Below are 23,975 nucleotides of genomic sequence, written 5' to 3' on the forward strand. Positions count from 1 at the left end.
AAAAAGAACGACTGTCACGTGTTTTGGCACGGTTACGGTCGTTCTTTTTGCTGTTTTTTTTCATGTAAGGTTCAACGCAATAAAAAAACGCACCGGAACTTCCCAGTGCGCGCGTCCTTCAATTATTCCACTTCTTTAAAGCCTTGGCTTTCCAGCAATTCTTCCGACTTTTCCAAACTGATGCCTTGGTCTTTCGCACCTTCGCTAAAACTCATTCCTGGCAAGCCTTCGATGTCATCGATATTGACGACTTCGTAATCGATGGCTAAGGTTTCAATGGCTTTTGTATCTTCGTATTCTAATTTGTGAGTGACGCCATCAATGTTTTGAAATTGGCTGACCATGGGGTCTAATAGTTGCTGCGCCTGCTCTTTGGATTCAATGCCAGCTAATTCATATTGAATGACATTTTCAGTTGTCTGTTTGGTGACTTTATCGCCTTTGGCGGTGTACACCATGGTGGTCAACACGCCATCCTTATCCAATTCGAACGTTTTAGTTGATTCACTTCCTCCGCTGCACGCTGTTAACAATACAGCCAAAACCAAAATCGCGAAAAACCTATTAATTTCTTCATACCCAATCTCCCTTTGTGTAAAAATTTTGATATTTTTAAAAATTATAACATTTTATTAACTATACCTCTAAATTGGATAAAATAAACAGTCGATAATAATGGTGTTACTTTTTTTGAACCTTTTTGTTAGTTAAGATTATTTCCTTATTGAAACGAAGAAAAAGCTCCGTAATGCTACATCTGGAATTAGCTTTACGACTCTAGTCGAAAATAGCTAAACACATTACTAAAAATCTGATAGATTTTTCCTTCTAAAAAGGTTAATAAATAACATATACTTTGAAAATACTTGTAAAAGAATAAACTTTACGTGAAACTGATCTCTAAAAAGTTTCTCTTATAACTGCTTTGCTGTTAATCAACTAACCGTTTCTCCAGCTGCAGCCGACATCGGCGAAAGCCCGCAATTTTTAATTAAAATAAGAGGACAATTGCCTTAATAGCCATCGGTTTGTTCAACGCAGTAAGCATCACGCTTACCGAAAAAGGCTTTTACGGCATCTCGCTTGTGCTGAGCTTGTTCGCCGTTGTTACTGTGCAGAAGAACGTCCGTGACACGGAAAAAGCAAATCGCGATAACTGAAATAAACAAAAGAAACGCCAAACTGGATTATTCGTTTGGCGTTTTTTGCATAAGTTTTTCTATATTGTTATTTTAAAAAACGCTGCAAAAACAGGAAATTAAGCTGAAAGAAGAAATAGGGAAACAGAATGTTTGATTTTGAGTGGTTTGACACAGGGAATTGGCTTGGGATATTATCGATAATTTTGCTTAGAATTAGCATGTATTTCAAGTTCGCTTTTTTAGAGCATTTGAAAAACGGCGAGGCTCGCTTAAGAAAATAAAGCAAACTAGATGCACTTGTCTGTATTGCAGGGGCTTTGCTGATTCCGGCCATTTACAATCTTTTTCTCCAAAGTGAGAGAATGAAATGAAAAGCAGATGAACTGAATGGCAGAACGTCGAATAAACGTTTTTCTGTTCGAAAAACTCCTCTTAAGATTGAAAACGTTCGTAAAGTGTTTTGACACATTTACGAACGTTCATTTAGCCGTTTTTTTGCTGTTTTTGAAGCGTTCGTAAAAGTGTACTTTTACGAACGCTTTGAAAAGAATAATGGAACGTATAAAAGGGGAAAAAGGGAAATTCGACGAATCACTTTTTTAAGGAAGTAGACTGGTTGTTAAAGAAGATAACTGGGAGTGAGAACAGTGATTCGTTTTGATCGATATGAAAGACCGGATGTATTTAAGATTCACAGAAGGAGAGCTGGATATGAATTTAGCGGCATTGGAAAAACATCTTCCAGATGATAAAATAACAAGCCGAATGGATACTTTGGCGATGGCTTTAAGAAAACAAAAATTCGAAAGAAGGTAATAAAAAAGGGATTTTAACTATATCCAATTTTTCCATTGAGCTCATATAGAAGCGATCAAGATGTTTAAAGAAAAACAATCGGCTAACCATATAAAATGGATTTAGATAGTACCCATAGTTTTTTTCATTAAATAATTGGTAATAAATAGAAAAAACATTTCAATAATGGAATAGAATTGAAACAGGACTGTAATATGATTTTGGTTTCGGGCTGTTATACTAGTGAAGGAGAAAAATAAGAAAAAATTTATTTTTTTGTAACATATTTATATTATTTATCTAAAAATATAGCAGGAATACATAAAAATTATAGTTAGAAATGTATAAGATTCAAATAAGAAATGATTGTAGGATTGGAAGGGGAACAAGCATTTGAAAGCGAAATGGATGGTCACTGGTATATCGTCAGTATTAGCTTTATCAATTTTGGTACCAACAGCTAGTGCAGATAAATTAAGCGAGCTTGAACAAAAAAAGCAGGAAGCACAGCAACAACAAAACCAGTTAAACTCTGGAATTAACGATAAATCCCAAAAAATCAGCAACAACGCTTCTAAATTAGAGAAGCTTGCTGCTAAAATTGATGAGTTGAACAAAAAGATCGGCGAAACGGAAGCGAAAATTTCCAGTGTCCAAGCTGAAATTGACCAAACAAAAACAGAAATCGATGAGTTGAAAAAATCGATTGAAGAATTGGAACGCAAAATTGCAGAACGCGAAGAATTGTTGAAAGAACGTGCACGCGCTATTCAATTGAGCGGCGGTTCTGTTGATTACGTGGACGTACTTCTTGGAGCGAACAGCTTTATCGATTTTATCGACCGTTTTTCTGCAGTGAATACGTTGATCGATGCTGACCGCGAAATCATGCGCGAACAAGCAGCCGACAAAAAATTGCTGGCTGAACAAAAAGCTCAAGTGGAAGAAAAGCTTGCTAAACAAGAAGAACGCCGTGCTGAATTGGTCACATTGAAATCTTCACTTGATGGCCAGAAGAAAGAACAAGCCGGCCTGGTGAAACAATTAAAAGCTGAACAAAACCGTTTGTCAAAAGAAAAATCAAACTTAGAAGGCGAACTTGATGAAACATTGATTCTAAGCGCCGAACTGGAAAAAGAAATTGTAAAAGAACAAGCTCGCCTTTTTGAAATTGCACGCAAAGCGGAAGAAGAACACCAACGCAAACTAGCAGCTGAAAAAGCGGCAGCCGAAAAAGCAGCCTCTGAAAGAGCGGCGGCTGAAAAAGCGGCAGCACAAGAAGCAGCGAAAGTAAAAAGCAGCGCGAAATCATCAAGTACTAAAAAAGCGGAAAGCACTTATAAAGCTCCGACACCAGAACCAACACCAGAACCTAAAGTAAGTTCTGGCTTCATCAATCCAGCTCCGGGCAGATTGACATCGAACTTTGGTGGACGCAATATCGGAGCAGGAAATGAAAACCATCGCGGTGTAGACGTAGCTGTCGGCACGGGCACATCCGTTTCAGCTTCTGCTTCTGGACAAGTATCTTACGCAGGCCCCGGAGGGACATACGGCAACGTCGTCATGATCACGCATTCGATGAACGGCCAATTGTATACAACTGTTTATGCACACTTGAGCCGAATCGATGTATCAGTTGGTCAATCCGTATCTCAAGGCCAGCAAATTGCAGCTTCAGGAAATACCGGGCGTTCTACTGGTCCTCACCTTCACTTTGAAATCCATATTGGGCCATGGAACAGCGCGCGTTCCAATGCAGTAAATCCCTTAAATTACCTTTAAGGTTTGCAAAAAATTAAACTCTTTATGAATTGACCAAAAAAGTTAGACAAAAATAAGTTACTTATTAGTCATGAGTCCGGTATTCCACTGGACTCATGTTTTTTAATTTAGCCTTCACCTGTTTGGGGTAATTTAAACTTTGTTGTCATCAAGTTCTTCAGTAAAGTGCCTACGCTTACGAAGTCCTATAGATAAATAAAATAATTCGGATCTTTAAAATGCTTAAAAAGTTTTCCATTACTGCGTTGCCGTTGCATAAGCTATTCAGGCTTTCTATGCTTTTCTTGGAATAGAGGGAAAAAAGAAGAGCGAGCACGAACTGAACTTTGGCATGCAAAGAGGAATCTATATAATGTCATTAAAAAACTTCAAACGTATTCATATAGATTTGGGAAAAAGAAGGAAGATGCTTAAAAAATCGGGTGGTATTGGTTAGAGATTTTAGGGGACATCTTGAAGTCTTCTCTGTTAGAAAGCGGGTGAAATTCACACGAAAAAGAGAACTGCTCACAACGAGCAGTTCCCATTCTTTTCTATAGAAACATCTTGGAAAGTTGCTTTATCTAACTTTCTTATAGAAAGATTTAGCTACAATTTCAGTATTGCAATTCCTTACATAATCGCAAACCTAGTAAAAAGCTTCAAGGTTATTAGCCGACAAACGCTTTAGTGGCTTACTTTTTAGAAGATCTTCTTTCATGAGAGTTTTTATAGGGCAACGGCAAAATGGAATTAAATTTTTCGGATTCGGAAGCAAAAGAAGGCGAACAATCCAACTGCCACTATTAAAAGATAGTGAGAATTTGAAAAGACTTTTTCTATCATCGAACTTGTATGCTCTGCAGCGACAGCCTGTTTACCTTTGCTGTCGTCGACCAGCTGCAGTTGATTCGAAAAGAGGAGAGTCCCTTCCGAATCGGTGATTTCCAGCTTGCCACCTTGTTGGACCTGCATGCTCGGCTGTTCACCGATGGGACGCGTATAAAAGAGTTCTCGTGAGGTACTGTATTCTAGTCCTCCGGCTGCAAAACGAGTTCCTTCATCGATGCTGGAAGTTGCAAAACTCCCAAATCCATAATCCAGCAGTTTGATGGTATCGCTGTAGGCGGCTGATTCTGAATTCCCTTTCAACGTTACGACAATTAAGCTGAGATTCTCCCTTTCAGCAGTTGTGACCAACGTGGTCCCTGCTTGTTCGACAAATCCGTTCTTGCCACCGGTTACTCCTTCGTAAGGCATTTCCCTCATCAACTTATGGTGATTATAAAGGATCGTATCCCAAGTTTCTCCATCCCAAGGCAGTTCTTTTGTGCCGAATATGCCCATGAATTCTTCGTTCTTCATCGCGTATTTGGTTAGGATGGCTAAATCTTCCGCTGTTGTCACATGGTTTTTATCAAAAAGACCATGCGGATTTTCGAAGTTTGTGTTTTGTATGCCGACTGTGTCTTTCAAATAAGCATTGATATCCGCAGCAAAGAGCTCAACGCTCCCGCTTAAGTGCTCAGCAATTGCCACACCTGCATCGTTTCCCGAGTTTACAAGTAAGCCCTGCAAAAGTTTTTTTAACGGTACTTGTTCGCCTTCTTCTAGGTATACACGGGTTCCATCTGTAAGTCTTGCCTTGGTGCTAACGGTCACAACTTCGTTTAACTCTGCAGTTTCTATTGCATAGATTGCAGTGGCAATCTTTGTGACGCTGGCAGGGTACATAGAGATTCGGGCATTTTTTTCGTAAAGGATTTCCCCGGAATTCGCTTCTATGACAATAGCTGCCTCACTGGAAAGGGAGGGAGTGGCTGTATTTAGTTTGCTGTAAACTTGGGAAACAAATATGGTATTGCTAATAACCAATGATATGACCACTATGATTAATTTTTTCATTGATACTCCTGGTTTACCCTTTTTAATTGATTTGATACAAACTCAATGGTCTCCCGATCAGAGCCTGTCGGTAATTCATAGGGCTGCTGGTATTTTTCATGTCCTTTTCCGGTAATAATAATCCAGTCGCCAGGCTTACTTTCAGTAATCGCCTTTTTTATGGCGAGTGTACGGTCTATAATAATCGTTCCTTTAGAATTTCCGTATTCTTCGTTCAGCTGCTGCAAGGCATCCGTCATTCCTTTTTCTGAAACGGTATTTAAGTCATCAAAGGTCAAAATGTAGCGATCACTCCATTCAGCAGCTACTGTCAGCATAATCTTCCTCTTGCTGGAATCCCGATCTCCGCGAAAGCCGAAAATATGAATAATTCTTTGGGCACCCTGCAGTCTTGCTGTTTTTAGACAGTACGAAATAGCGTCCGGAGTATGGGCGTAATCCACCACAACGGTTGAACCATTGGCTAGTTTAGAGACTTCAAACCGGCCTTCCACACCCTTGAACCGATAAGTGGAATGGATAAGGGTTTCAGAGGAAATGTCTAGTAATCTTGAGGTGGCATATGCCATCAGTGTATTGTACAAATTGTGAATGCCGTTCATTGGATAAAAAATTGTACGGATTTCACCGTTGTCTTCAATGATAGCAAGCGAATTTTGTGAGTCGACTTGTTGAATGCGGAAGTTACATTCAACGGATTCCCCAATCGTATAAACTGATTTCCCTTCACTTTTCAGGATATCTGCGAGTTTCTGTCCCCAAAAATTAGCCACATTCACGATAGACTTTCCATTAATTTTCAATTGTTTAAACATCAGCAGCTTAGCCTGAAAGTAGTCCTCCATGGTGTCATGGTAATCCAGGTGTTCATGATGAAGATTGGTGAACAAACAGTAATCCAATTCTATGCCCTCTAAACGGTATTGGGATAACCCGTGGGATGAAACTTCCATTATGACGACTTCATCCCTGCTAAGGGATAACAGTTTGTGCAAAGCAAGAGAGCTGGGTGTGGTGTTGGCACTTTTCAACTTTTGGCCGTTTATGATGTTTTGTATAGTGCCAATGACTGAACACGTTTTCCCGCTGCTCTCCAATAAATGCTGCAGCATATAGCTGGTCGTCGTTTTTCCATTCGTTCCTGTGATGCCGATAACCACTTTCTGGCTGGAAGGATTGCCATAAAAGTTTCTGGCAATCCTTCCAAGCGCTTTCCGGCTATTCTGCACTTGGAGATAAGGGACGGACAATCCGGTTACCGGCTTTTCCCCGATAACAATCGCCGCTCCTTTTTCAATTGCCTGTTCAATATACTGATGGCCGTCACTTTCAAAGCCTGTAATCGCAACAAATGCATACCCTTTGCCGACATCCTTTGAGTTATCGGCAATACCCTCAATGTCCAACTCGGAAATTTGGGGGTCTAATCTAGTTTTTGTATCAAGTTCATATAACAGCTGGCTAATTTTCATTCTATCGTTAACCTCTCCGAAACAATTTAATCCGTTTTATTCTACACAAAGAATGTTGAGAAATTGTGCAGAAGTTTGACTGAGGGGTATGCCGGAGAAACTTTACTTTCTTGTAATGCAAAGTTTCTGTCTAAAGTTTTGGGAAGGGCGGAGGGCTATATCTAAAAAACAGCCATATTTCACAGTCAGGTAGGGGCTTTGAGGAGGGTAAACCATATGCAGAACACCTAGATGCCGATTCAAATAAAAAACCCAAAATCTTGTAGACAAGATCTCGGATTCTTCACTAATTATTCAGCTGTCAATTCGCTTTCCGTTACCCATTTATGATTTTTCATTTCATCTCCTCCAGTAGTCGGAGTGAAATCAACCATGTAGACCGTTGTGTCTTCAGCAGCGTCAATGGTGGCCTTTGCGCCATTCATGCCTTCCATGTGGTCTGCAGCAATGGTGACTTCTGCCCCTGGTTCTAGAGGTTCTTCACCGGCATTTTCAAGTTCTTCATGGATTACCCACTTGTGGTTCGTCACTTTTTCACCGCCGGTGGTAGGCGTAAACGAAACAGCGTAGACAGTTGTATCAAAGGCCCCTGAAATCGTGGCTTCAGCGCCGTCCATGCCGTCCATGTGATCGGCTTGGATGACGGCTTTACTGCCAACTGTAAAGGTTGGGTTTTCAGCCGTTTTCAATCCTTCTGGAATTTCTCCGGAACTGGAGTGGTTCATGCTTGAATGGGCAGAATTGTCTTTCGTTTCCGGGTTTGTCTGCATTTCCATCTCTCCGTGGGAAGAAGGTGTGCTTTCTTCCCCACTCGTGCATGCCGCCAAAGAAAAAGCCGTAAGGGCTACCATGGTACCCATCATAAATTTATTTTTCTTCATCTTTATCCCTCTTTCTTTGTCTTCTCTGTCTACTTTACCCACTAGGTATGCAAATAGTGTGCAGAAGTAATGACAATTTCTTATATACTGGTCATAGCAAACATTTAGTAATAGAATTGCATAAATACAGCAGATGAGTTGCATAGTGATTGCTAAACAATAAAATGAAAAGCCAGAATACAAGAGAGGAAAAGAAGAGTCTGCACAGAAAATCGATAACTTTCCGCTAAACTGGTTTTAAGAGTTTAGGCAGAATGATGATTCGCATACAAATGGAGGCAAAAAAGATGAACAAAAATAGATTAATGATGATGGTTTTAGCAGGATTCTTGTTGGCTGGATGCAGCAGCCAGGCAACAGAACCTTTTGAAGTACCATTTGACGAGGAATTAAGTCATGTACACGGAATGGGCTATGCTGGAAACAATGAAGGAATATATTTTGCTTCCCATAGCGGATTGAAGATTTACCGCGACGGAAAGTGGTTGGAGACAGCTGATAATTTTCATGATTACATGGGATTTAGTGCCATAGATAAAGGATTTTACACCTCAGGTCATCCGAGTGCCGATTCGGATTTGCCAAATCCGTTAGGGATACAGCGCAGCCTTGATGGGGGAGAATCATTGGAAAATATTGCATTTCAAGGGGAAACGGACTTTCATGTAATGGCAGTCGGGTATAACAGTCACAACATCATTTTGTTGAACCCCGAAAAAAATTCGCTGTTGGATGCCGGGTTTTATAAGAAAGATGGGAAAGGCGGTTCCTGGGAAAGCGTGATGGCTAGCGGATTGGAAGGGGAAGTTTCTGCACTGGCTATTCATCCGATGGATTCCAATTTTGTCGCAGCTGCAACGACAACGGGGAGTTACCTATCAAAAGATGCGGGGGAAAGTTTTCACGTTGTGACAGAGGAAGATGAAAGTGGAACAGCTGTATTTTTTAACGAAGATAGTTTGTATTTCGCGGGTTATGGTACAGCCCCAACATTCAAAAAGTACAACCTGAAAGATGGAAGACAGAAAGAATTGGCTTTGCCGGAATTAAAACAGGACGGTATTGCGTTCATTGCTCAAAATCCGAAGGATACCAAGGAACTGGCCATCTTCTCGATTCAAGGGGTGGCCTACTTGTCAGAAAATAATGCAGAAACTTGGGTGAAGCTTTCAAAGTAATGAAAAAGAAGGTTAAAGCTTCTTAAAAAACTGACGACCTCGGTTCATTCTTTTATATAGAAGGAATAGGACGGCGAATGGTCATAAAGAGGAAGAGTATGTTCAATAAACTTTCATTAAAGATTGGGTTGCTATTTTTTGTTTTTATCCTTATCATTGAATCCTTTTTGTTTCTTACCTTGTATTTTTCATTTGTAGAGGAACGAGTGGATGAAGTGGTGGCCAATTTGTTGGCCAGAGGAAACACTCACAGCGAGGTATTGGAAGACAGCTTTGATCAAACCACATTAAGTCATGTCGGAATGATGGAATCAGCTTCCGCCTTTATCGTCATTATAACGGACGAAGCTGGAAACCGACTGGTGAATTCCGATTCAATCGAGTCAGAGATGGAGGAAGTCCTGATTCACACTGATTTTGAAACAGTCTTAACAGATGGAAAAGTAGTTGAAGAGAAATGGAATGAGAAAAAGTACATTGCAACGGATAGCCCCATTACCATCAATGGAGAACATCAGGGACATGTTTTCATGTTTGCGGAGACAAACAACATAAAGAAGATGGTTGATCATCTCAGAAATCAGTTCCTGGCAGTCGGTCTAATTGCAATTTTTCTAACCATCGCGACCATCTTGGTATTGTCGCGGTTGATTACCTTGCCTTTGATCCGGATGAAAGAAGCGACTGAACAATTGAGTAAAGGAAACAACCAGGTCAAGCTCAATATCGACCGGAATGACGAGCTTGGTGAGTTAGCGAATGCCATCACCACTTTATCAAATAACCTGGACCACTTGAAAAATGCTCGCAATGAATTTTTAGCTAGCATTTCCCATGAGCTACGGACACCGTTGACCTATATCAAAGGGTACGCAGAGGTTCTAAGCCGACCGGGAATCTCAAATGAAGAAAAAAACGAATACATCGCCATCATTCAGGAAGAGACCGCCCATTTAACGGCCTTAATCAAGCAATTGTTCGAGTTGGCCCTGCACGACAAAAACCAGTTTTTGATTAATCAGGAATTAGTCCCGCTGAGTCGACTGCTTTCATCGGTAAGCGGTTTGGTGCGCCCATCCTTTGACGAAAAACGCATTGGCTTATCTGTTGATTGCGAAGCGGATATTGTTGCTTTTATTGACCGGGAGCGTTTTCAGCAAGTATTGCTGAACGTGCTGGATAACGCCAAAAAACATTCTGCTGAAGGTTCGCAGGTCCGCATTCAATGCCAGCAGGATCAAGGAACGATTGCGATCCGCATCGTGGATGAAGGGGAAGGCATTCCCTCTGAAGACCTTCCCTATGTTTTTGAGCGGCTCTACCGGGTGGATAAATCCAGATCCAGGCTAAGTGGTGGAAGCGGGCTGGGATTATCCATAGCCAAGGAAATTGTCGAATCGCACGGAGGTTCCATCTCTGTAATAAGTGAACATGGAAAAGGGACTGCTGTCCTGATTGAATTGGAAAGAGTGGATAACTATGCAGAAAGTGCTCTTGGTCGATGATGAACAACGAATGTTAGATTTGATAGCGCTATATTTGAAGCCACATAATTACTTCTGTAAAAAGGCCGTCAGTGCACTTGAAGCCCTGGCATTTTTAGAAATGGAATCCTTTGATATTATCTTATTGGATATCATGATGCCGGAAATGGATGGATGGGAGCTGTGCCATGAAATTCGGAAGTTTTCCGATGTGCCGATTATCATGCTGACGGCGCGCGAACAGCAGGAAGACATCATTAAGGGGTTGAAATTGGGAGCGGACGATTACATCACAAAACCCTTTCACGAGGAAGAACTGTTGGCCCGAATGGGGGCGCTGCTTCGCAGAATGTCCCCTAAGAACGTCATTAAGGTGAATGGATTACTCTGGGACGAGGACCGTTTCGAATTTACCTACAACAGGCAATCCATCAAACTGACGCCGAAAGAATTTCTGATGATGGGGCATCTGCTGAAAAACCCGAATAAAGTGTTCAGCAGAGAACAGTTGATTCAATTGATCTGGGGGTTTGATTCCGAGACAGAAGGCAGGACCATTGATTCCCATGTCCGGAATGTCCGGGAAAAAATCCGGCAAGTCGGTTTCCCGGTAGATGACCACTTTATTACGGTTTGGGGCATCGGCTACAAATGGATCAACGGAATTGAATAACGGAATCCCACTTCCAAAAAAATAACCTGTTGGTAAGTTTCTTTTTCCAGCAGGACATTTGTATGGAATCAAGCGATGTTCCGGCAAGCTTCCGCGCAACGTTTGCAGTGTTCATGATGTTCGGCATGCTTGGCGCATTCATTTCCGCATGCTTCACAGATTTTTGCGCAGACATTAGCAAGTTCAGCAACAAATGGAGAGTTCCGGGTAATTGCCTGTTCTAAAAATACGCAGATAGCTGCACATTCTCGGTCTAAACGGATGCACTGCACCATCATCTTCCTGCAGACAAGCGTCAAAACAATGATTACATTCCGCTGCGCAATCGTGAAAAATTTTAATAAGTTCTTGATGTTGTTCATGTGCCATTTTAAAAACCTCCATTTTTATAGTTTAATTCATTAGTAAGACTTCCCGGTGCTCTTCCGTTTAAACAGAAATGAGCAAAGTCCATAGAAACTGCACAATTCCAACAGACTTGGCTACTTATTGTCTTCTCGATAATTTCTCGATATTTTGTTTCTTTAATAGGAAGATACCAACCTGAAATCAGTTAATGAAAAAGCTGACCAAAGTCAGCGTCATATACACTCGCATTCCACTGAGCAGGAGGTTCATCCGTCAGAACCGCATTACCCCAAATCAACGATGTTGGAAAAGAACATGCACCCGGAAAAAATAGGAAGTGACTATTAAGGACATCAGAGCTACCAGGGCCATCAACGTACCGGAAGCTGGTACAGCATCTATGGTGTGCGACGGGCTATAACATTTTTGCAACCCCATTAGCCGCAGGTGTTCTGGTGCCTTGGGGAATTGTCGTGAGCCCTGCAATCAGCGTGGTATTCATGAGCCTGAGTACGATTATCGTCGCGATTAATGCAAAACTATTGAAGGCATAAATAAAAAAGGGGAAGAAAAGCGATTCCTTTAGTAAATAAACATACCGTTAATTGGTTGTTGATTTAAGTATTTTAAATTGAAAGGCATAAGCCTCCTCAACAACGGTTGAACCAAGAAGCCGAAAAACAATGAAAGGCAAAAGGTAGTCTGCATTATGGTTTTAAAAAATCCCCAAAAGGCGAAAGCTAAAAAGAAGAAAACGAAAAAACTAAATTCATTGAACTTGGCCATCGCATTGTTGCTGTTGTGGCTACTGGCAGTTCTGACAGCAGGTTTCTTCTATATAAATAAGGAGTCCAAAGAAAACATGGGACAGATTCAGGAGGATGCTGCATCTTCTGCTGAAAAAGAGACGGACAAAGTGTATTTTAAACTTCTAGCACCATCCAATACAGCTTCCGATTCTTCAGCCAATGCTGACTTGAAAGCGAGCCAGGAGGATGCCAGCAGGGATGAATTTCAGCCCCCAATGGAAACTCTGTTCCGGGATAGGGAGCTGACAATCGAGAAGATTGAATCACTCTTTAAGAACTGGAAATCCCCAAAAGAAATGGAGCCGATGCATTCCACTTTTGGAAAAGAAGTCGTCTACGTCTATCATTCCCATAGTAGAGAAGCGTTTTTGCCCTATTTGAAAGGCGCAGAGAAACCGGAAGAAGCCTTTCATTCCAAGGGAAATATCACCTTAGTAGGCAAAATGATAGGAGAGTCCCTCGAAAGACGAGGAATGGAAACGACAGTCAACTCGTCTGATATTGTGGAAGAACTGGATGCCCGGGGACTGGACTATGGCAGCTCTTATTCTGTTTCTCGTGAACATGTGCAGGCTGCCCAAAAAGAAAACAGCGAACTGGACATCTTCCTGGATATTCATCGGGATTCTCTTAGGAAGACATCCACCACCGCTTCTGTTAACGGAAAAGACTATGCACAACTCTTGTTTGTGGTCGGAACTGGCCATCAGAATTTCAAGAAGAATCTAGCATTCTCAGAAGGGCTGCACCAACAGCTCAATGTCAGCTTTCCAGGCATATCAAAGGGAATATTGGAAAAAAGCAGCGCAAAAGGAAATGGGATTTACAATCAGGACCTTTCTGCAAACTCCGTCATTGTGGAAATCGGCGGGGTGGACAGTACGGTAGAGGAACTAAATCGGACCGTGGAAGCGTTAGCTGACGTGTTAAGCGACAATTACTGGCATGGTGAGAAGTAGGTTTTTATAGCCTAATTTCCATATAGGAAGAAGCAATAGAATTTCCTTCTAATCTTGTATACCGATACTCAAATTTTTTTACTAAAAAAGGGAGACTCTTTATGAGACAATCAATGTCCTTTATAGAACCGGAAATCATGAAAGACGCACGGAACTTTTTTATCAATGACAAGAAGGACTTAGTAGGAAGCGGAGAAAAGTTTATGAGGTATTTCTTGGAGAATTGCACTCCAGAAGGAATCCTGTTCAAAACTATGAAAGAGATAACGGCCGAGCTGGATCTTTCCTATCTGGAGCTGGTGGATATTTTGCGGATTTTAAAAAATCGGCAAATTATTTATCGGCGAAATGGCATTATCGGATTGTGGAAATACTGAATCCGAGAGTGTCCAGTGATATTTAGCTGCTACACGCAAGGAAATCAGACGAGAAATTAATTTAATTTTACTAAGAGGAAGATGCTCACTAGCGAGTATCTTCCTCTTATGTGTATTTAGGCAATACGCCAGCCCGGTTTCTTAAAAAGCAAATGTGCAAAATGCTGTGCTCAAAGAGGTATGATTTTTCATTCGAAAACAATAAAATAATCTCTTTACATACTATCGGGGGGTATCTTATAGTGGGCTTATAAAGTCAATAGATCAGATAAAATCACGAAGGTATCTTCGAAATGTTCGAACCGCAGTTTCATTTGCAAAAGCACGAACTGCTAATAAATAAAAATCAGCACAGCTTGTCCTTCGAGTCGTAGAAAGAAGATGGAGAAATAAAAAGGAAGGATGGTTTTTAGAAAAAGAAGTTCGGTGCCAACGGCATGTCTTATAAACATTTTGCAATAACTGGAGCAGAAAGACCGAGACAGTCTGCAGAATGATTGAGCAGCCCTTTCTGCAGCCCAACATACTATCCTATAAATCAAGGAAGGGAGGAAAAAGAGCGTGGAGAACAAAGAGAAAATAAAAATTGTTGTTAATGGCGGCATTGGATACGGGGCAAAACTTACTTCCAGACAACTTGTAACCATTGCAAAGTATATGGATGAGGACGAGGAACTGGAGCTGACGACCTTCCAGCGGGGGGCAGCAATGACGTTCAGTTCCGTGTCGGTCGTCTTGAATGCGCTGCGGCTGCAACGAGTGAAATTGGAAAAGTAAAGATTTATATAGAAAGAAATCATAAAAGGATGGCCTAAAGCGAAGTTGCATTGCTTTCGGCCTTTTCTTTCAAATTGATGAAAATAAGGGAGAAACGGCTCAAGGAATACTAAGTGAAACTAAGGATTTAACGAAATTTCATGTTCGATATTCTAAATATCATTTTGTTCTTCATGATGTTTGAAGTCAGTATTGTCGTCTCCAGCTGGATCTTAAAACGTTCAAACAAAGAACGGGCAGAACGGCGATAGAGGGATGAATGAATCCAAAGGTTATTCTCGTCACTAAGAATGTAAATGGGATTGAGTGGCATAAAGAAGTAACTAGTTTGAAGGAGGCGTTCTTAATGGCAAAACATGAGAAAGATCATCACCACGAACAGGTAGATCACAGTAAGATAGATCACTCCAAACATGTTGGACATATCTATCATAAAGCGCAAGTAGAAGAGGGCATTCATGATCACAGCAATGCTTCCGGGAACAATGATCACCAAGATTATGGTGATCCGGACACGCGGAAGAGCCATGACCACGAAGAACATGACCATCATCAGCACCATGGGAACTTCAAAGAAATTTTTCTGAAGTCTCTACCCTTGGGAATGATCATTTTGTTGTTGTCTCCAATGATGGACGTTAGGCTTCCCTTTCAATTCACCTTTCCATACTCGGACATTGTAGTCGCTGTGTTGGCAACCATCTTATTGGTTTACGGTGGAAAACCCTTCTTTCAAGGGGCAATCGCCGAATTCAAGCAAAAAGCTCCGGGCATGATGGCCCTTATTTCTTTGGGGATATCCGTTTCGTATTTGTATAGTATTTACGCAGTGCTGGCTCGCTATGCAATAGGCGAACACGTCATGGACTTTTTCTTTGAATTCGCTTCCTTGCTCTTGATTATGCTCCTTGGCCACTGGATTGAAATGAAAGCTGTCGGAGAAGCAGGAGACGCGCAAAAATCGCTCGCTGAATTAGTGCCGAAAGATGCGCATGTGGTATTGGAAGACGATTCGATCGAGACGCGTCCGGTAACCGAGTTGAAAGTCGGAGACCTTGTACGGGTTCAGGCTGGCGAAAATGTTCCTGCCGATGGCATCATTAAAAGAGGAGCCTCCCGGATCAATGAAGCCTTGCTGACGGGAGAATCTAAACCCGTCGAAAAAGGAGTCAGAGACAAAGTAATTGGCGGTTCCACGAACGGTGAAGGCATATTGTATCTTGAAGTGCAGAAAACCGGCGACCAATCGTTCCTTTCTCAAGTTCAAACCCTTATTGGCCAGGCTCAAAATCAGCCTTCAAGAGCTGAAAATTTAGCCCAAAAAGTAGCGGGCTGGCTATTTTATATCGCCATTGCGGCAGCCATCATCGCGTTTGGAGTTTGGTTGTATATAGCGGATTTCCAAACCGCTGTTCTCTTTACGGTCACGACGTTGGTTATCGCATGTCCGCACGCTCTAGGCCTTGCCATTCCTTTAGTTATTGCAAGAAGCACCAGTTTGGGTGCAAGCCGCGGACTGTTGGTGAAAGACCGGGAAGCATTGGAATTAGCAAGTAAGGCCAATGTGATGATACTGGATAAAACAGGCACATTGACAACGGGGGAATTTAAAGTATTGAGCATGGAAACACTGGATGGCCAACATACCGAAGCGGAAATAGGGGCCCTTATGGCAGGGATTGAAGGCGGTTCAAGCCACCCAATCGCCCAATCGATCGTCTATTACGCAGAGAAACAGGGGATTCGACCTGTCCGCTTTGATTCAATTGATGTTGTGTCGGGTGCCGGTGTGGAAGGAAATGCCAATGGCCGGAAATACGAATTGATCAGCCAAAAGGCACTTGGAAAAGATGTGGCGGTGGATGTTCCGAAAGGGGCCACATTAAGTATACTGGTTGAAGACGGAAAACCGATCGGTACGGTCGCATTAGGTGATGAATTAAAAGAAACGAGTAAAACTCTGATACAAGCATTGAAACATAACAATATACAACCGATTATGGCTACGGGTGACAATGAAACGGCTGCCAAAGGGGTGGCTGAGGAACTGGGCATAGAATACAGAGCCAATCAATCCCCGCAAGATAAATATGATCTAGTTGAATCACTGAAGAACCAAGGGAAAACAGTGATTATGGTCGGCGATGGCGTAAACGATGCCCCTTCCCTGGCGATGGCAGATGTCGGGGTTGCAGTTGGAGCCGGAACACAGGTAGCGATTGATTCCGCTGATGTAATATTGACGCAGTCAAATCCAGGAGATATTGCATCCTTTATCGAACTGGCCAACAAAACAACCAGCAAAATGAAACAAAACCTTATTTGGGGAGCCGGCTATAACTTTATTGCAATTCCCATAGCTGCCGGTGTTTTAGCCTCTATCGGTATTACGTTAGCGCCTGCAGTCGGTGCAGTTCTGATGTCCGTGTCTACGGTGATCGTTGCGGTCAACGCTATGGCATTAAGACTGAAGCATAAATCTGTTTAATACAATGTTTAATAGTCGCACATGAGAAATGGTGCCTCCCGAAGTTGAATTTTCTTTAACCTTGGGGGCACAGTTTTGTAAGAGACTATAGTCAATCAGAGGTATGAAGACCTTGTATAGTGAAACATAGTTTTAAAGTTTACATATGAGGGATTATCAGAAGTAATGGTTATTTTAATAGAAAAATCTAAAGGGGAAAGCAATGCTGATTAGCAATGCTTTCCCCTGTTGTCTGTATAAGTGTACTTTTACGAACGCTTTTATTTCCAGTACTTCCTACCTTCACTAGTTTTTATTGGCACACTACGCTTTAAACTAATGCTTAAGAAGTGGTACGGAAAGTCCAGCTTCGATCTATCACTAAGTCGTTTCTGTTGTTTCTGAAAGTATTTAGCGATATTCTTAAAGCGTAATATACCCCATGGGGTTTAAGTGGCGTGGAGGAGGCGAAGGCATGAAAGCTTTATGGAACGCTTTGTGACCGGTTCAACGAATTGCATTCCTGGCAGGAATGGCGTTTCTATTATTTACGCTTATAACGAAGCTTTACTAATCTAATTAAAGTGCTATATGTTTTATTCGGAAAAATGCGGGAATTTTACCAAAAGAACAGGTTCAAAAAAGAGAGGAGCAACAACATGTTTAATTACACGGTGGAAACTTCAAAAAGCAGAGACGAAGCGGTACAGGTTCTTGAAGAGAAGTTAAAGGAAGCAAAGTTTGGGGTCCTATGGAATTTTGATTTGACGGCCAAACTGCAGGAAAAAGGCGAGAGCTTTGATACGCCTTTTACGGTACTTGAAGTCTGCAATCCGCAGGAAGCGAACCGGGTCCTTTCGGAAGATTTAATGATCGGGTACTTTCTTCCCTGCAAAATTGTCGTGTATGAAGAAAACGGCATAACAAAAATCGGAATGCCGAAACCAAGTGCGTTGACTGAAATGGTTGAAAATGAGTCGATCAAAAAAATTGCAGTGGAAATCGAAGAGCGGTTGATTGGATGCATCGATAAGTCGGTGTAACAGCAGCCGGCTCAATTTTTTTCTGAAAGAGTATACCCCATGTGGTAATTAATCAATTCCTTAAAAGAAGATAAAGGATCATCCTTAACTCTGCAGTTCAAACCTTGTATCAGCAGATGCTACTGTATGATCCTTTATTTCCATCTGTCAGTTCAATTAGTTGATTATATACCCTCAAGGGTATATAATGGGTTTATGAGATTGATTCTTTAACTGGAGGCAAGAGAGTGATGGAATACGATAAACAAGTTCAGAACCGGTTAAAACGAATTGAAGGCCAGCTGAAAGGCGTTTTGCGGATGGTCGAAGAAAATGAAGATTGCCGGGATGTCGTCACCCAGTTATCAGCTGTGCGAAGTGCAGTGGATCGTGCCATCGGCGTGATAGTCAGCGAGAATCTGGAGCAATGTGTCCGGGAAAGCCTTGAAAAAGGGGAAAGTACAGACAAACTTGTAAAAGATGCAGTCAGCCTGCTTGTGAAAAGCCGATAAGAAAATTCGTCAAACTTAAGGGTTGACGAATTTTCATTTCGGATGTTAATATACCCCTGTAGGTATTTAATTTCTCTGTTGCTCAAGCCGGTGAATTTTTTATTTTTGACTTTTATATACCCCTATGGGTATATTATTGGAGGAACGAAACAGATGGAACAGAAAAAGACAACAAACATCATCTTATTCAGCGGGGATTACGACAAAGCGATGGCAGCTTACATCATTGCCAACGGAGCAGCGGCCTATGATCATGAAGTCACTATCTTCCATACGTTCTGGGGCTTGAATGCACTCCGAAAAGACAACCCGCCAGCAGTGAAGAAAACATTCCTGGAAAAGCAGTTTGCCAAGATGATGCCGCGAGGCGCAGATAAGATGGGCTTGTCCAATATGAATATGGGCGGCATGGGACCGAAAATGATCAAACAGGTCATCAACAAGCACAATGCGATGACGATGCCGCAGCTGATCGAAATGGCGCAGGAGCAGGAAATCAACCTTGTGGCGTGCACGATGACGATGGACCTTCTCGGGCTGAAGCAGGAAGAATTGCTGGAAGATGTCACTTACGCCGGTGTAGCCGCTTATCTTGCGGATGCAGAAGACGGCAACGTAAACTTGTTCATCTAATAGAAGGAAAAGAGGGGAAACATGGATACTTGGTTAATGATTCTAATCGGAGCTGTCATTGTCTTTATCGGTTACCGGGCTATGTCACCGGAAATCGTTGTGAAATCCATTTCCACTGACGATTTAAAACCTGAATTGAAGAAAAAAAATAAACAATTCATCGATGTTCGGACACCGGCGGAATTCAAGACGAACCGCATCAAGGAATTCAAGAACATTCCATTGAATGAATTGTCTGGACGCATTGGTGAACTCGATGCAACTAAAGAAACGTATGTTATCTGCCAAAGCGGCATGAGAAGCAGCAAAGCAGCTTCAATCTTGAAGAAAAAAGGATTCGACCACGTAATCAATGTCAGAGGCGGCATGGGAAGCTACCGTCCGTAATTTGGAGGAGGAAAAAAAGATGAATCGCATGACAACTCAGGAAGTACAAGAATACATCGAAAATAATAAAGACGCATCTCTTATTGATGTACGGGAAACAGAGGAAGTAAAGGTAGGAAAAATTCCTGGCGCCGTCAATATTCCACTAGGCCTTATCGAGTTTCGCTTACAGGACATCGATAAATCAAAAGAACACATTATGATATGCCGTTCCGGCAACCGCAGCGGTATGGCCGCCAATATCCTTGAAAATAACGGATATAATGTTATCAATATGGACGGCGGTATGCTGGATTGGGACGGACCGACTGAGTAAAAAATATTTTTTTAACTACAATTATACCCGTAGGGGTAACTAGGAGGAATTTGAATGATTCAAACAGATAAATTACTGGATGCAAAAGGGCTGGCATGTCCAATGCCGATCGTCCGCACGAAGAAAGCAATGACTGAGCTTGAGCCGGGCCAGGTGATTGAGGTACAGGCAACAGATAAAGGTTCTTTGGCTGATATTAAAGCCTGGGCGAAAAGCAGCGGCAACCAATACCTTGGCACGACTGAAGAAGGCGATGTGCTGAAGCATTATTTACGCAAAGCTGATCAGTCAGAAGAAAAAGAAGAAGTCCAATTTCCGCATACCGTGACAAATGCAGAATTAAAGGAACAAATGGACCGCGACGATGTAGTTGTACTCGATGTCCGTGAACCGGCAGAATATGCATTTGGCCATATTGAAGGTGCGGTTTCCATTCCGCTTGGCGAGTTGGAAAACCGTGTACAGGAATTAGATGCTGAAAAAGAAGTCATCGTCATTTGCCGAACCGGCAACCGCAGCGATTTCGCGGCCAAACAGTTGGCTGAAAAAGGCTTTAACCGCGTGAAAAATGCCGTCGAGGGTATGACCCAATGGAACGGCGCAACAAATCAAAACAACGCGTAAGCAACTTAAAAAAACAACTTAACTGGAGGAATACCAAATGGCTGGAAAAACAGCAATCATCGCATCAAATGGAACTTTATTCGATGCCTATAAAGTCTACAACATCGCCACGGCAGCAGCGGCAAGCGATCACGAGGTGGCCATCTTCTTTACGTTTGAAGGGCTGAACCTCATCAACAAGGAAGCATACGGCCAATTGGCGCTTCCGGAAGGCAAGGAAGCAATTGCCGAAGGATTCCAAAGAGGAAACGTACCGGCAATTCCGGAACTGGCGGAAATGGCGCAGGAACTTGGCGTCAAGTTCATCGGCTGCCAAATGACGATGGACTTATTCGGCCTTGAAAAAGAAGCTTTCGTGGACGGCATTGAAGTCGGCGGAGCGGTGACGTTCCTGGAATTCGCCAAAGACGCAGACGTCACGTTGACATTCTAATCTAAAAAATTTTAATTGAAAATATACGGGTGGAGGTATTCAAATTGACGATAAAAGCAATGACAGCAAAAGAAGTGGCACGAAAAGTGATCGACAACGAACCATTGTTTATTCTGGACGTTCGAAACGGCGATGCATTCGCCGATTGGAAAATCGAAGGCGGCAACATCCAGTATTTGAACACCCCTTATTTTGATTTATTGGACGGAGTCGAAGAAGTGGTTTCAGAACTTCCGAAAGACAGAGACATCCTGGTGGTTTGTGCGAAAGAAGGATCTTCTGTCATGGTGGCGGAAATGCTGGCGGAAGAAGGCGTCGATGTCACGTACCTTGAAGGCGGCATGAAAGCGTGGAGTGAACACCTGGAACCAGTGAAAGTCGGCGATTTGAAAAATGGTGGGGAGTTATACCAATTCGTTCGCATCGGAAAAGGATGCTTGTCGTATATGGCGATCTCAGACGGCGAAGCCGCCATTATCGATGCAACGCGCATGGCGGATATCTTCTTGGATTTCGCGCAGGAAAAAGGTGCAGTAATTAAGCACGTATTTGATACGCATTTGCACGCAGACCACATTTCCGGTGGTCGCAACATCGCGGAAGCCACAGGCGCAACGTATTACTTGCCGCCTGCAGATGCGGAAGAAGTCGTTTTTGATTATATTGAGTTGGTTAACGGATTGAACGTGACACTGGGCGGCGCTAAAATTGAAGCTCTCTATTCGCCAGGCCACACAATCGGTTCTACATCCTTCATCTTGGATGACCACTACTTGATGACAGGCGACATTTTGTTCATCGATTCCATCGGCCGACCAGACCTTGCCGGTCTGGCGGAAGACTGGGTGGGTGATTTGCGGGAATCTCTTTACACACGCTATCAGGAATTGGCAGACGATTTGATCGTGCTTCCAGCACATTTTATGATCATGGAAGAGCTGAACGAAGACGGCAGCGTCGCTAAAAAGTTGGCTGACCTGTTCAAGGAAAACCACGGATTGAACATCGAAGATGAACAGGAATTCCGCGACATGGTCACGAAGAACCTGCCGCCGCAGCCGAATGCTTATCAGGATATCCGCAAAACCAACATGGGCGCAATTACGCCTGACGAAGAAGTGCAGCGTGAAATGGAAATCGGGCCGAATCGTTGTGCGGTTCGGTAAGTAGTTACAATAAAAAAGTACTTTAAAAATCGCTTCGGCGTTAAGAGACAGCTGAGATATGAAGCAAAATAGTGAAGACTCCATGGGGAGCAGAAACGGAATTGACTTTCCAATTTGGTTTCGACGAAGTAACGAGATCCACTCGGATGAATAGCCCAGGTTAGCTCGACGCAGCTCTCCAGGAAAGCGAAACTGTTTTGCGGAATATCGACTATTAAATCAATTAAACAACATAAACCCAAAGGAGAGATTTTGATGAACTCAGATAAAGTATTAGACGCAAAAGGCTTGGCTTGTCCAATGCCGATCGTAAAAACACGCAAGGAAATGAAAGAAATGGAATCGGGCCAGGTATTGGAGATTCTTGCTACTGACAAAGGGGCAAAAGCTGACCTGACTGCCTGGGCAAAATCCGGCGGCCATGAACTGCTGGATTCCCAAGAGGATGGCGATGTCCTAAAGTTCTGGATCCAGAAAGGCTAAAGGCTGGAAAGGGCATCGAGCTGATGCCCTTTTTCCTTTTAGAAAGGTGGAACTGGGATGAGTCTAGATTTTATTATCACTATTTTCCTGATCGGTTTTATTGGTTCGTTTATCTCCGGCATGGTGGGCATCGGCGGTTCGATCATCAAGTATCCGATGCTCCTCTACATACCGGTGATGCTGGGCTATACAGCCTTCAGCGCCCATGAAGTATCCGGCATCAGCGCGATCCAGGTATTCTTTGCGACCATCGCGGGAGTCTGGGCCTACCGCGGCAGCGGCTATCTGAATAAAACGCTCATCGCTTATATGGGCGGAGCGATTCTTCTCGGAAGCTTTATCGGCGGCTACGGTTCGACGCTGATGTCAGAACAGGGCATTAACTTTGTCTATGCCATTTTGGCGACGATTGCGGTCATCATGATGTTCCTGCCGAAAAAAGACATCGACAATATTCCGGTCGATCAAGTAACGTTCAATAAATGGCTGGCTGCCGGGCTGGCGTTCATCGTCGGCATTGCGGCCGGCATCGTTGGTGCGGCCGGAGCTTTCATTTTGGTTCCGATTATGCTGGTGGTGTTGAAGATTCCGACGCGGATGACCATTGCGACGTCGCTTGCGATTACGTTCATTTCGTCCATCGGCTCGACAGCTGGCAAAATCATAACCGACCAGATTTTGTACGGGCCGGCAGCCATCATGGTCGTGGCAAGCATTTTGGCGGCACCGCTCGGGGCGAAACTGGGCCAGAAGATGAACACAAAATACCTCCAATGGATTTTATCGCTGTTGATTTTAGCGACAGCCATTAAAATCTGGATCGATATTTTGTAAGGTGTCCGACAAAAAAGGAGGCAGCCAAGCTGCCTCCTTTTTGCTTTGTCTTCAAGAGTAAAAACCACTGTAGATTTTTTCGGCTTTCCTTTTGAACTCTTCCATGTGAACAAACCTGGCTTCCCGCAAGATCTCTTTTCCATCAGCAAACAACACAAGGACTGGAACGGTGAAAATGGACAGGAAACCGGCCAGCTCGGGAATTTCCTCGGCATTTGCCAGCCTTGTTTGGATACGCGGAAAATCATGCATCGCTTCCTCCACCTGAGGAAGTAAACCGTGGCAGACACTTCAATGGGTTGTAAGGACATAGAGAAATTGCAGTCCAGGTTCTTCGCTAAAAGACTGAACTTCTTCCATTGAGGCAAGTTCTTTCATGTTCGATCCCTCCTGACTTCACCTTTTTCCTTTTATACCCGTTTGGGTGAAGGTAAAGCAAAAAGAAGGGGAAAAGAATTCTTCGGTTCTTTTCTATTGCTTCCTCTGCTTTTTCATAGTGAAGGTAATGAATGGATCGATCCATTGATAGGTAGC

General features: G+C 42.8%; 22 protein-coding genes and 4 pseudogenes. 20 read left to right on the forward strand and 6 right to left on the reverse strand.

Going from position 1 to position 23,975, the window contains the following annotated elements; genetic code table 11:
- Positions 1-122 precede the first annotated feature (122 nt).
- Positions 123-542: a YehR family lipoprotein gene (locus ACRRQV_RS02175; RefSeq protein ID WP_432527181.1), complete on the reverse strand. Its 420-nt coding sequence runs from the start codon at positions 540-542 to the stop codon at positions 123-125.
- A 462-nt stretch (positions 543-1,004) separates the two neighbouring features.
- Here ACRRQV_RS02175 and ACRRQV_RS02180 point away from each other — a divergent pair.
- Both ACRRQV_RS02180 and ACRRQV_RS02185 read left to right on the forward strand, forming a co-directional pair.
- Positions 1,005-1,160 (forward strand): annotated as a pseudogene (locus ACRRQV_RS02180) (YiaA/YiaB family inner membrane protein); the annotation flags it as partial.
- Positions 1,161-2,330: 1,170 nt separating this feature from the next.
- Positions 2,331-3,722 (forward strand): murein hydrolase activator EnvC family protein, encoded by a 1,392-nt coding sequence (locus tag ACRRQV_RS02185; protein ID WP_432527183.1) that lies wholly within the window; start codon positions 2,331-2,333, stop codon positions 3,720-3,722.
- A gap of 732 nt (positions 3,723-4,454) precedes the next feature.
- On the opposite strand, the gene ACRRQV_RS02190 is transcribed toward ACRRQV_RS02185, so the two are convergent.
- The 3 genes from ACRRQV_RS02190 to ACRRQV_RS02200 form a co-directional block, all read right to left on the reverse strand.
- A complete protein-coding gene (locus tag ACRRQV_RS02190; protein ID WP_432527185.1) occupies positions 4,455-5,606 on the reverse strand; it encodes a D-alanyl-D-alanine carboxypeptidase family protein in 1,152 nt (383 codons plus the stop codon).
- Complete coding sequence (locus tag ACRRQV_RS02195) at positions 5,603-7,078, reverse strand: UDP-N-acetylmuramoyl-L-alanyl-D-glutamate--2,6-diaminopimelate ligase (RefSeq protein WP_432527187.1); 1,476 nt, start codon at positions 7,076-7,078, stop codon at positions 5,603-5,605. The genes ACRRQV_RS02190 and ACRRQV_RS02195 overlap by 4 nt, the downstream gene beginning before the upstream one ends.
- A gap of 290 nt (positions 7,079-7,368) precedes the next feature.
- Entirely contained in the window at positions 7,369-7,959 is a 591-nt protein-coding gene (locus ACRRQV_RS02200) for a YdhK family protein (RefSeq protein ID WP_432527189.1), read from the reverse strand.
- Between the two features lie 287 nt (positions 7,960-8,246).
- Here ACRRQV_RS02200 and ACRRQV_RS02205 point away from each other — a divergent pair, with 287 nt between their 5' ends.
- The 3 genes from ACRRQV_RS02205 (at position 8,247) to ACRRQV_RS02215 (ending at position 11,294) form a co-directional block, all read left to right on the forward strand.
- Positions 8,247-9,137: a F510_1955 family glycosylhydrolase gene (locus ACRRQV_RS02205; protein ID WP_432527191.1), complete on the forward strand. Its 891-nt coding sequence runs from the start codon at positions 8,247-8,249 to the stop codon at positions 9,135-9,137.
- A gap of 98 nt (positions 9,138-9,235) precedes the next feature.
- Entirely contained in the window at positions 9,236-10,642 is a 1,407-nt protein-coding gene (locus tag ACRRQV_RS02210; protein WP_432527193.1) for a sensor histidine kinase, read from the forward strand.
- The gene (locus ACRRQV_RS02215) at positions 10,617-11,294 is read left to right on the forward strand and encodes a response regulator transcription factor (RefSeq protein WP_432527195.1); all 678 of its coding nucleotides are present in this window, start codon (positions 10,617-10,619) and stop codon (positions 11,292-11,294) included. Before ACRRQV_RS02210 ends, ACRRQV_RS02215 begins: the two co-directional genes overlap by 26 nt.
- Positions 11,295-11,362: 68 nt before the next feature.
- On the opposite strand, the pseudogene ACRRQV_RS02220 reads toward ACRRQV_RS02215, so the two are convergent.
- Positions 11,363-11,663, reverse strand: a pseudogene (locus ACRRQV_RS02220) (four-helix bundle copper-binding protein).
- A gap of 353 nt (positions 11,664-12,016) precedes the next feature.
- Between ACRRQV_RS02220 and ACRRQV_RS02225 the strand changes: the two are divergent.
- From ACRRQV_RS02225 to ACRRQV_RS02295, 15 genes and pseudogenes are all read left to right on the forward strand, one after another.
- Positions 12,017-12,196, forward strand: a pseudogene (locus ACRRQV_RS02225) (heavy metal translocating P-type ATPase); the annotation flags it as partial.
- A 155-nt stretch (positions 12,197-12,351) separates the two neighbouring features.
- Positions 12,352-13,410 (forward strand): stage II sporulation protein P, encoded by a 1,059-nt coding sequence (gene spoIIP, locus ACRRQV_RS02230; RefSeq protein ID WP_432527197.1) that lies wholly within the window; start codon positions 12,352-12,354, stop codon positions 13,408-13,410.
- Positions 13,411-13,511: 101 nt separating this feature from the next.
- Entirely contained in the window at positions 13,512-13,787 is a 276-nt protein-coding gene (locus ACRRQV_RS02235) for a replication/maintenance protein RepL (protein WP_432527199.1), read from the forward strand.
- Between the two features lie 561 nt (positions 13,788-14,348).
- Positions 14,349-14,486, forward strand: a pseudogene (locus tag ACRRQV_RS02240) (nitrite reductase); the annotation flags it as partial.
- A gap of 424 nt (positions 14,487-14,910) precedes the next feature.
- On the forward strand, positions 14,911-17,052 hold the full coding sequence (locus ACRRQV_RS02245; protein ID WP_432527201.1) for a heavy metal translocating P-type ATPase: 2,142 nt from the start codon (positions 14,911-14,913) through the stop codon (positions 17,050-17,052).
- 638 nt (positions 17,053-17,690) lie between these two features.
- Complete coding sequence (locus ACRRQV_RS02250) at positions 17,691-18,074, forward strand: DUF302 domain-containing protein (RefSeq protein WP_432527203.1); 384 nt, start codon at positions 17,691-17,693, stop codon at positions 18,072-18,074.
- 230 nt (positions 18,075-18,304) lie between these two features.
- Positions 18,305-18,565: a metal-sensitive transcriptional regulator gene (locus ACRRQV_RS02255; RefSeq protein WP_432527725.1), complete on the forward strand. Its 261-nt coding sequence runs from the start codon at positions 18,305-18,307 to the stop codon at positions 18,563-18,565.
- A 153-nt stretch (positions 18,566-18,718) separates the two neighbouring features.
- Entirely contained in the window at positions 18,719-19,198 is a 480-nt protein-coding gene (locus ACRRQV_RS02260; RefSeq protein ID WP_432527205.1) for a DsrE/DsrF/DrsH-like family protein, read from the forward strand.
- A 21-nt stretch (positions 19,199-19,219) separates the two neighbouring features.
- Positions 19,220-19,585 carry a rhodanese-like domain-containing protein gene (locus tag ACRRQV_RS02265; protein ID WP_432527207.1) on the forward strand — a complete coding sequence of 122 codons (366 nt, stop codon included), beginning with the start codon at positions 19,220-19,222 and terminating at the stop codon, positions 19,583-19,585.
- Between the two features lie 19 nt (positions 19,586-19,604).
- Positions 19,605-19,901, forward strand: a complete 297-nt coding sequence (locus ACRRQV_RS02270) for a rhodanese-like domain-containing protein (protein ID WP_432527209.1) — start codon at positions 19,605-19,607, stop codon at positions 19,899-19,901.
- Positions 19,902-19,955: 54 nt separating this feature from the next.
- Positions 19,956-20,525 carry a sulfurtransferase TusA family protein gene (locus ACRRQV_RS02275; protein ID WP_432527211.1) on the forward strand — a complete coding sequence of 190 codons (570 nt, stop codon included), beginning with the start codon at positions 19,956-19,958 and terminating at the stop codon, positions 20,523-20,525.
- 37 nt (positions 20,526-20,562) lie between these two features.
- Positions 20,563-20,958 carry a DsrE/DsrF/DrsH-like family protein gene (locus ACRRQV_RS02280; RefSeq protein WP_432527213.1) on the forward strand — a complete coding sequence of 132 codons (396 nt, stop codon included), beginning with the start codon at positions 20,563-20,565 and terminating at the stop codon, positions 20,956-20,958.
- A gap of 44 nt (positions 20,959-21,002) precedes the next feature.
- Complete coding sequence (locus tag ACRRQV_RS02285; RefSeq protein ID WP_432527215.1) at positions 21,003-22,124, forward strand: MBL fold metallo-hydrolase; 1,122 nt, start codon at positions 21,003-21,005, stop codon at positions 22,122-22,124.
- A 255-nt stretch (positions 22,125-22,379) separates the two neighbouring features.
- A complete protein-coding gene (locus tag ACRRQV_RS02290; protein ID WP_432527217.1) occupies positions 22,380-22,607 on the forward strand; it encodes a sulfurtransferase TusA family protein in 228 nt (75 codons plus the stop codon).
- A 57-nt stretch (positions 22,608-22,664) separates the two neighbouring features.
- Entirely contained in the window at positions 22,665-23,441 is a 777-nt protein-coding gene (locus ACRRQV_RS02295) for a sulfite exporter TauE/SafE family protein (RefSeq protein ID WP_432527219.1), read from the forward strand.
- Positions 23,442-23,492: 51 nt separating this feature from the next.
- On the opposite strand, the gene ACRRQV_RS02300 is transcribed toward ACRRQV_RS02295, so the two are convergent.
- Complete coding sequence (locus ACRRQV_RS02300) at positions 23,493-23,693, reverse strand: thioredoxin family protein (protein ID WP_432527221.1); 201 nt, start codon at positions 23,691-23,693, stop codon at positions 23,493-23,495.
- Positions 23,694-23,975 lie beyond the last annotated feature (282 nt).

Origin of the sequence: Planococcus sp. YIM B11945 (genome assembly GCF_050864155.1) — a bacterium.
Taxonomy (GTDB): domain Bacteria; phylum Bacillota; class Bacilli; order Bacillales_A; family Planococcaceae; genus Planococcus.

Excerpts from the sequence above, each read along its gene's own strand:
- ACRRQV_RS02190 (WP_432527185.1), bottom strand. The coding sequence starts at position 5,606 with ATGAAAAAATTAATCATAGTGGTCATATCATTGGTTATTAGCAATACC.
- ACRRQV_RS02195 (WP_432527187.1), bottom strand. The coding sequence starts at position 7,078 with ATGAAAATTAGCCAGCTGTTATATGAACTTGATACAAAAACTAGATTA.
- ACRRQV_RS02200 (WP_432527189.1), bottom strand. The coding sequence starts at position 7,959 with ATGAAGAAAAATAAATTTATGATGGGTACCATGGTAGCCCTTACGGCT.
- ACRRQV_RS02205 (WP_432527191.1), top strand. The coding sequence starts at position 8,247 with ATGAACAAAAATAGATTAATGATGATGGTTTTAGCAGGATTCTTGTTG.
- ACRRQV_RS02210 (WP_432527193.1), top strand. The coding sequence starts at position 9,236 with ATGTTCAATAAACTTTCATTAAAGATTGGGTTGCTATTTTTTGTTTTT.
- ACRRQV_RS02215 (WP_432527195.1), top strand. The coding sequence starts at position 10,617 with ATGCAGAAAGTGCTCTTGGTCGATGATGAACAACGAATGTTAGATTTG.
- spoIIP (WP_432527197.1), top strand. The coding sequence starts at position 12,352 with ATGGTTTTAAAAAATCCCCAAAAGGCGAAAGCTAAAAAGAAGAAAACG.
- ACRRQV_RS02235 (WP_432527199.1), top strand. The coding sequence starts at position 13,512 with ATGAGACAATCAATGTCCTTTATAGAACCGGAAATCATGAAAGACGCA.
- ACRRQV_RS02245 (WP_432527201.1), top strand. The coding sequence starts at position 14,911 with ATGGCAAAACATGAGAAAGATCATCACCACGAACAGGTAGATCACAGT.
- ACRRQV_RS02250 (WP_432527203.1), top strand. The coding sequence starts at position 17,691 with ATGTTTAATTACACGGTGGAAACTTCAAAAAGCAGAGACGAAGCGGTA.
- ACRRQV_RS02255 (WP_432527725.1), top strand. The coding sequence starts at position 18,305 with ATGGAATACGATAAACAAGTTCAGAACCGGTTAAAACGAATTGAAGGC.
- ACRRQV_RS02260 (WP_432527205.1), top strand. The coding sequence starts at position 18,719 with ATGGAACAGAAAAAGACAACAAACATCATCTTATTCAGCGGGGATTAC.
- ACRRQV_RS02265 (WP_432527207.1), top strand. The coding sequence starts at position 19,220 with ATGGATACTTGGTTAATGATTCTAATCGGAGCTGTCATTGTCTTTATC.
- ACRRQV_RS02270 (WP_432527209.1), top strand. The coding sequence starts at position 19,605 with ATGAATCGCATGACAACTCAGGAAGTACAAGAATACATCGAAAATAAT.
- ACRRQV_RS02275 (WP_432527211.1), top strand. The coding sequence starts at position 19,956 with ATGATTCAAACAGATAAATTACTGGATGCAAAAGGGCTGGCATGTCCA.
- ACRRQV_RS02280 (WP_432527213.1), top strand. The coding sequence starts at position 20,563 with ATGGCTGGAAAAACAGCAATCATCGCATCAAATGGAACTTTATTCGAT.
- ACRRQV_RS02290 (WP_432527217.1), top strand. The coding sequence starts at position 22,380 with ATGAACTCAGATAAAGTATTAGACGCAAAAGGCTTGGCTTGTCCAATG.
- ACRRQV_RS02295 (WP_432527219.1), top strand. The coding sequence starts at position 22,665 with ATGAGTCTAGATTTTATTATCACTATTTTCCTGATCGGTTTTATTGGT.
- ACRRQV_RS02300 (WP_432527221.1), bottom strand. The coding sequence starts at position 23,693 with ATGCATGATTTTCCGCGTATCCAAACAAGGCTGGCAAATGCCGAGGAA.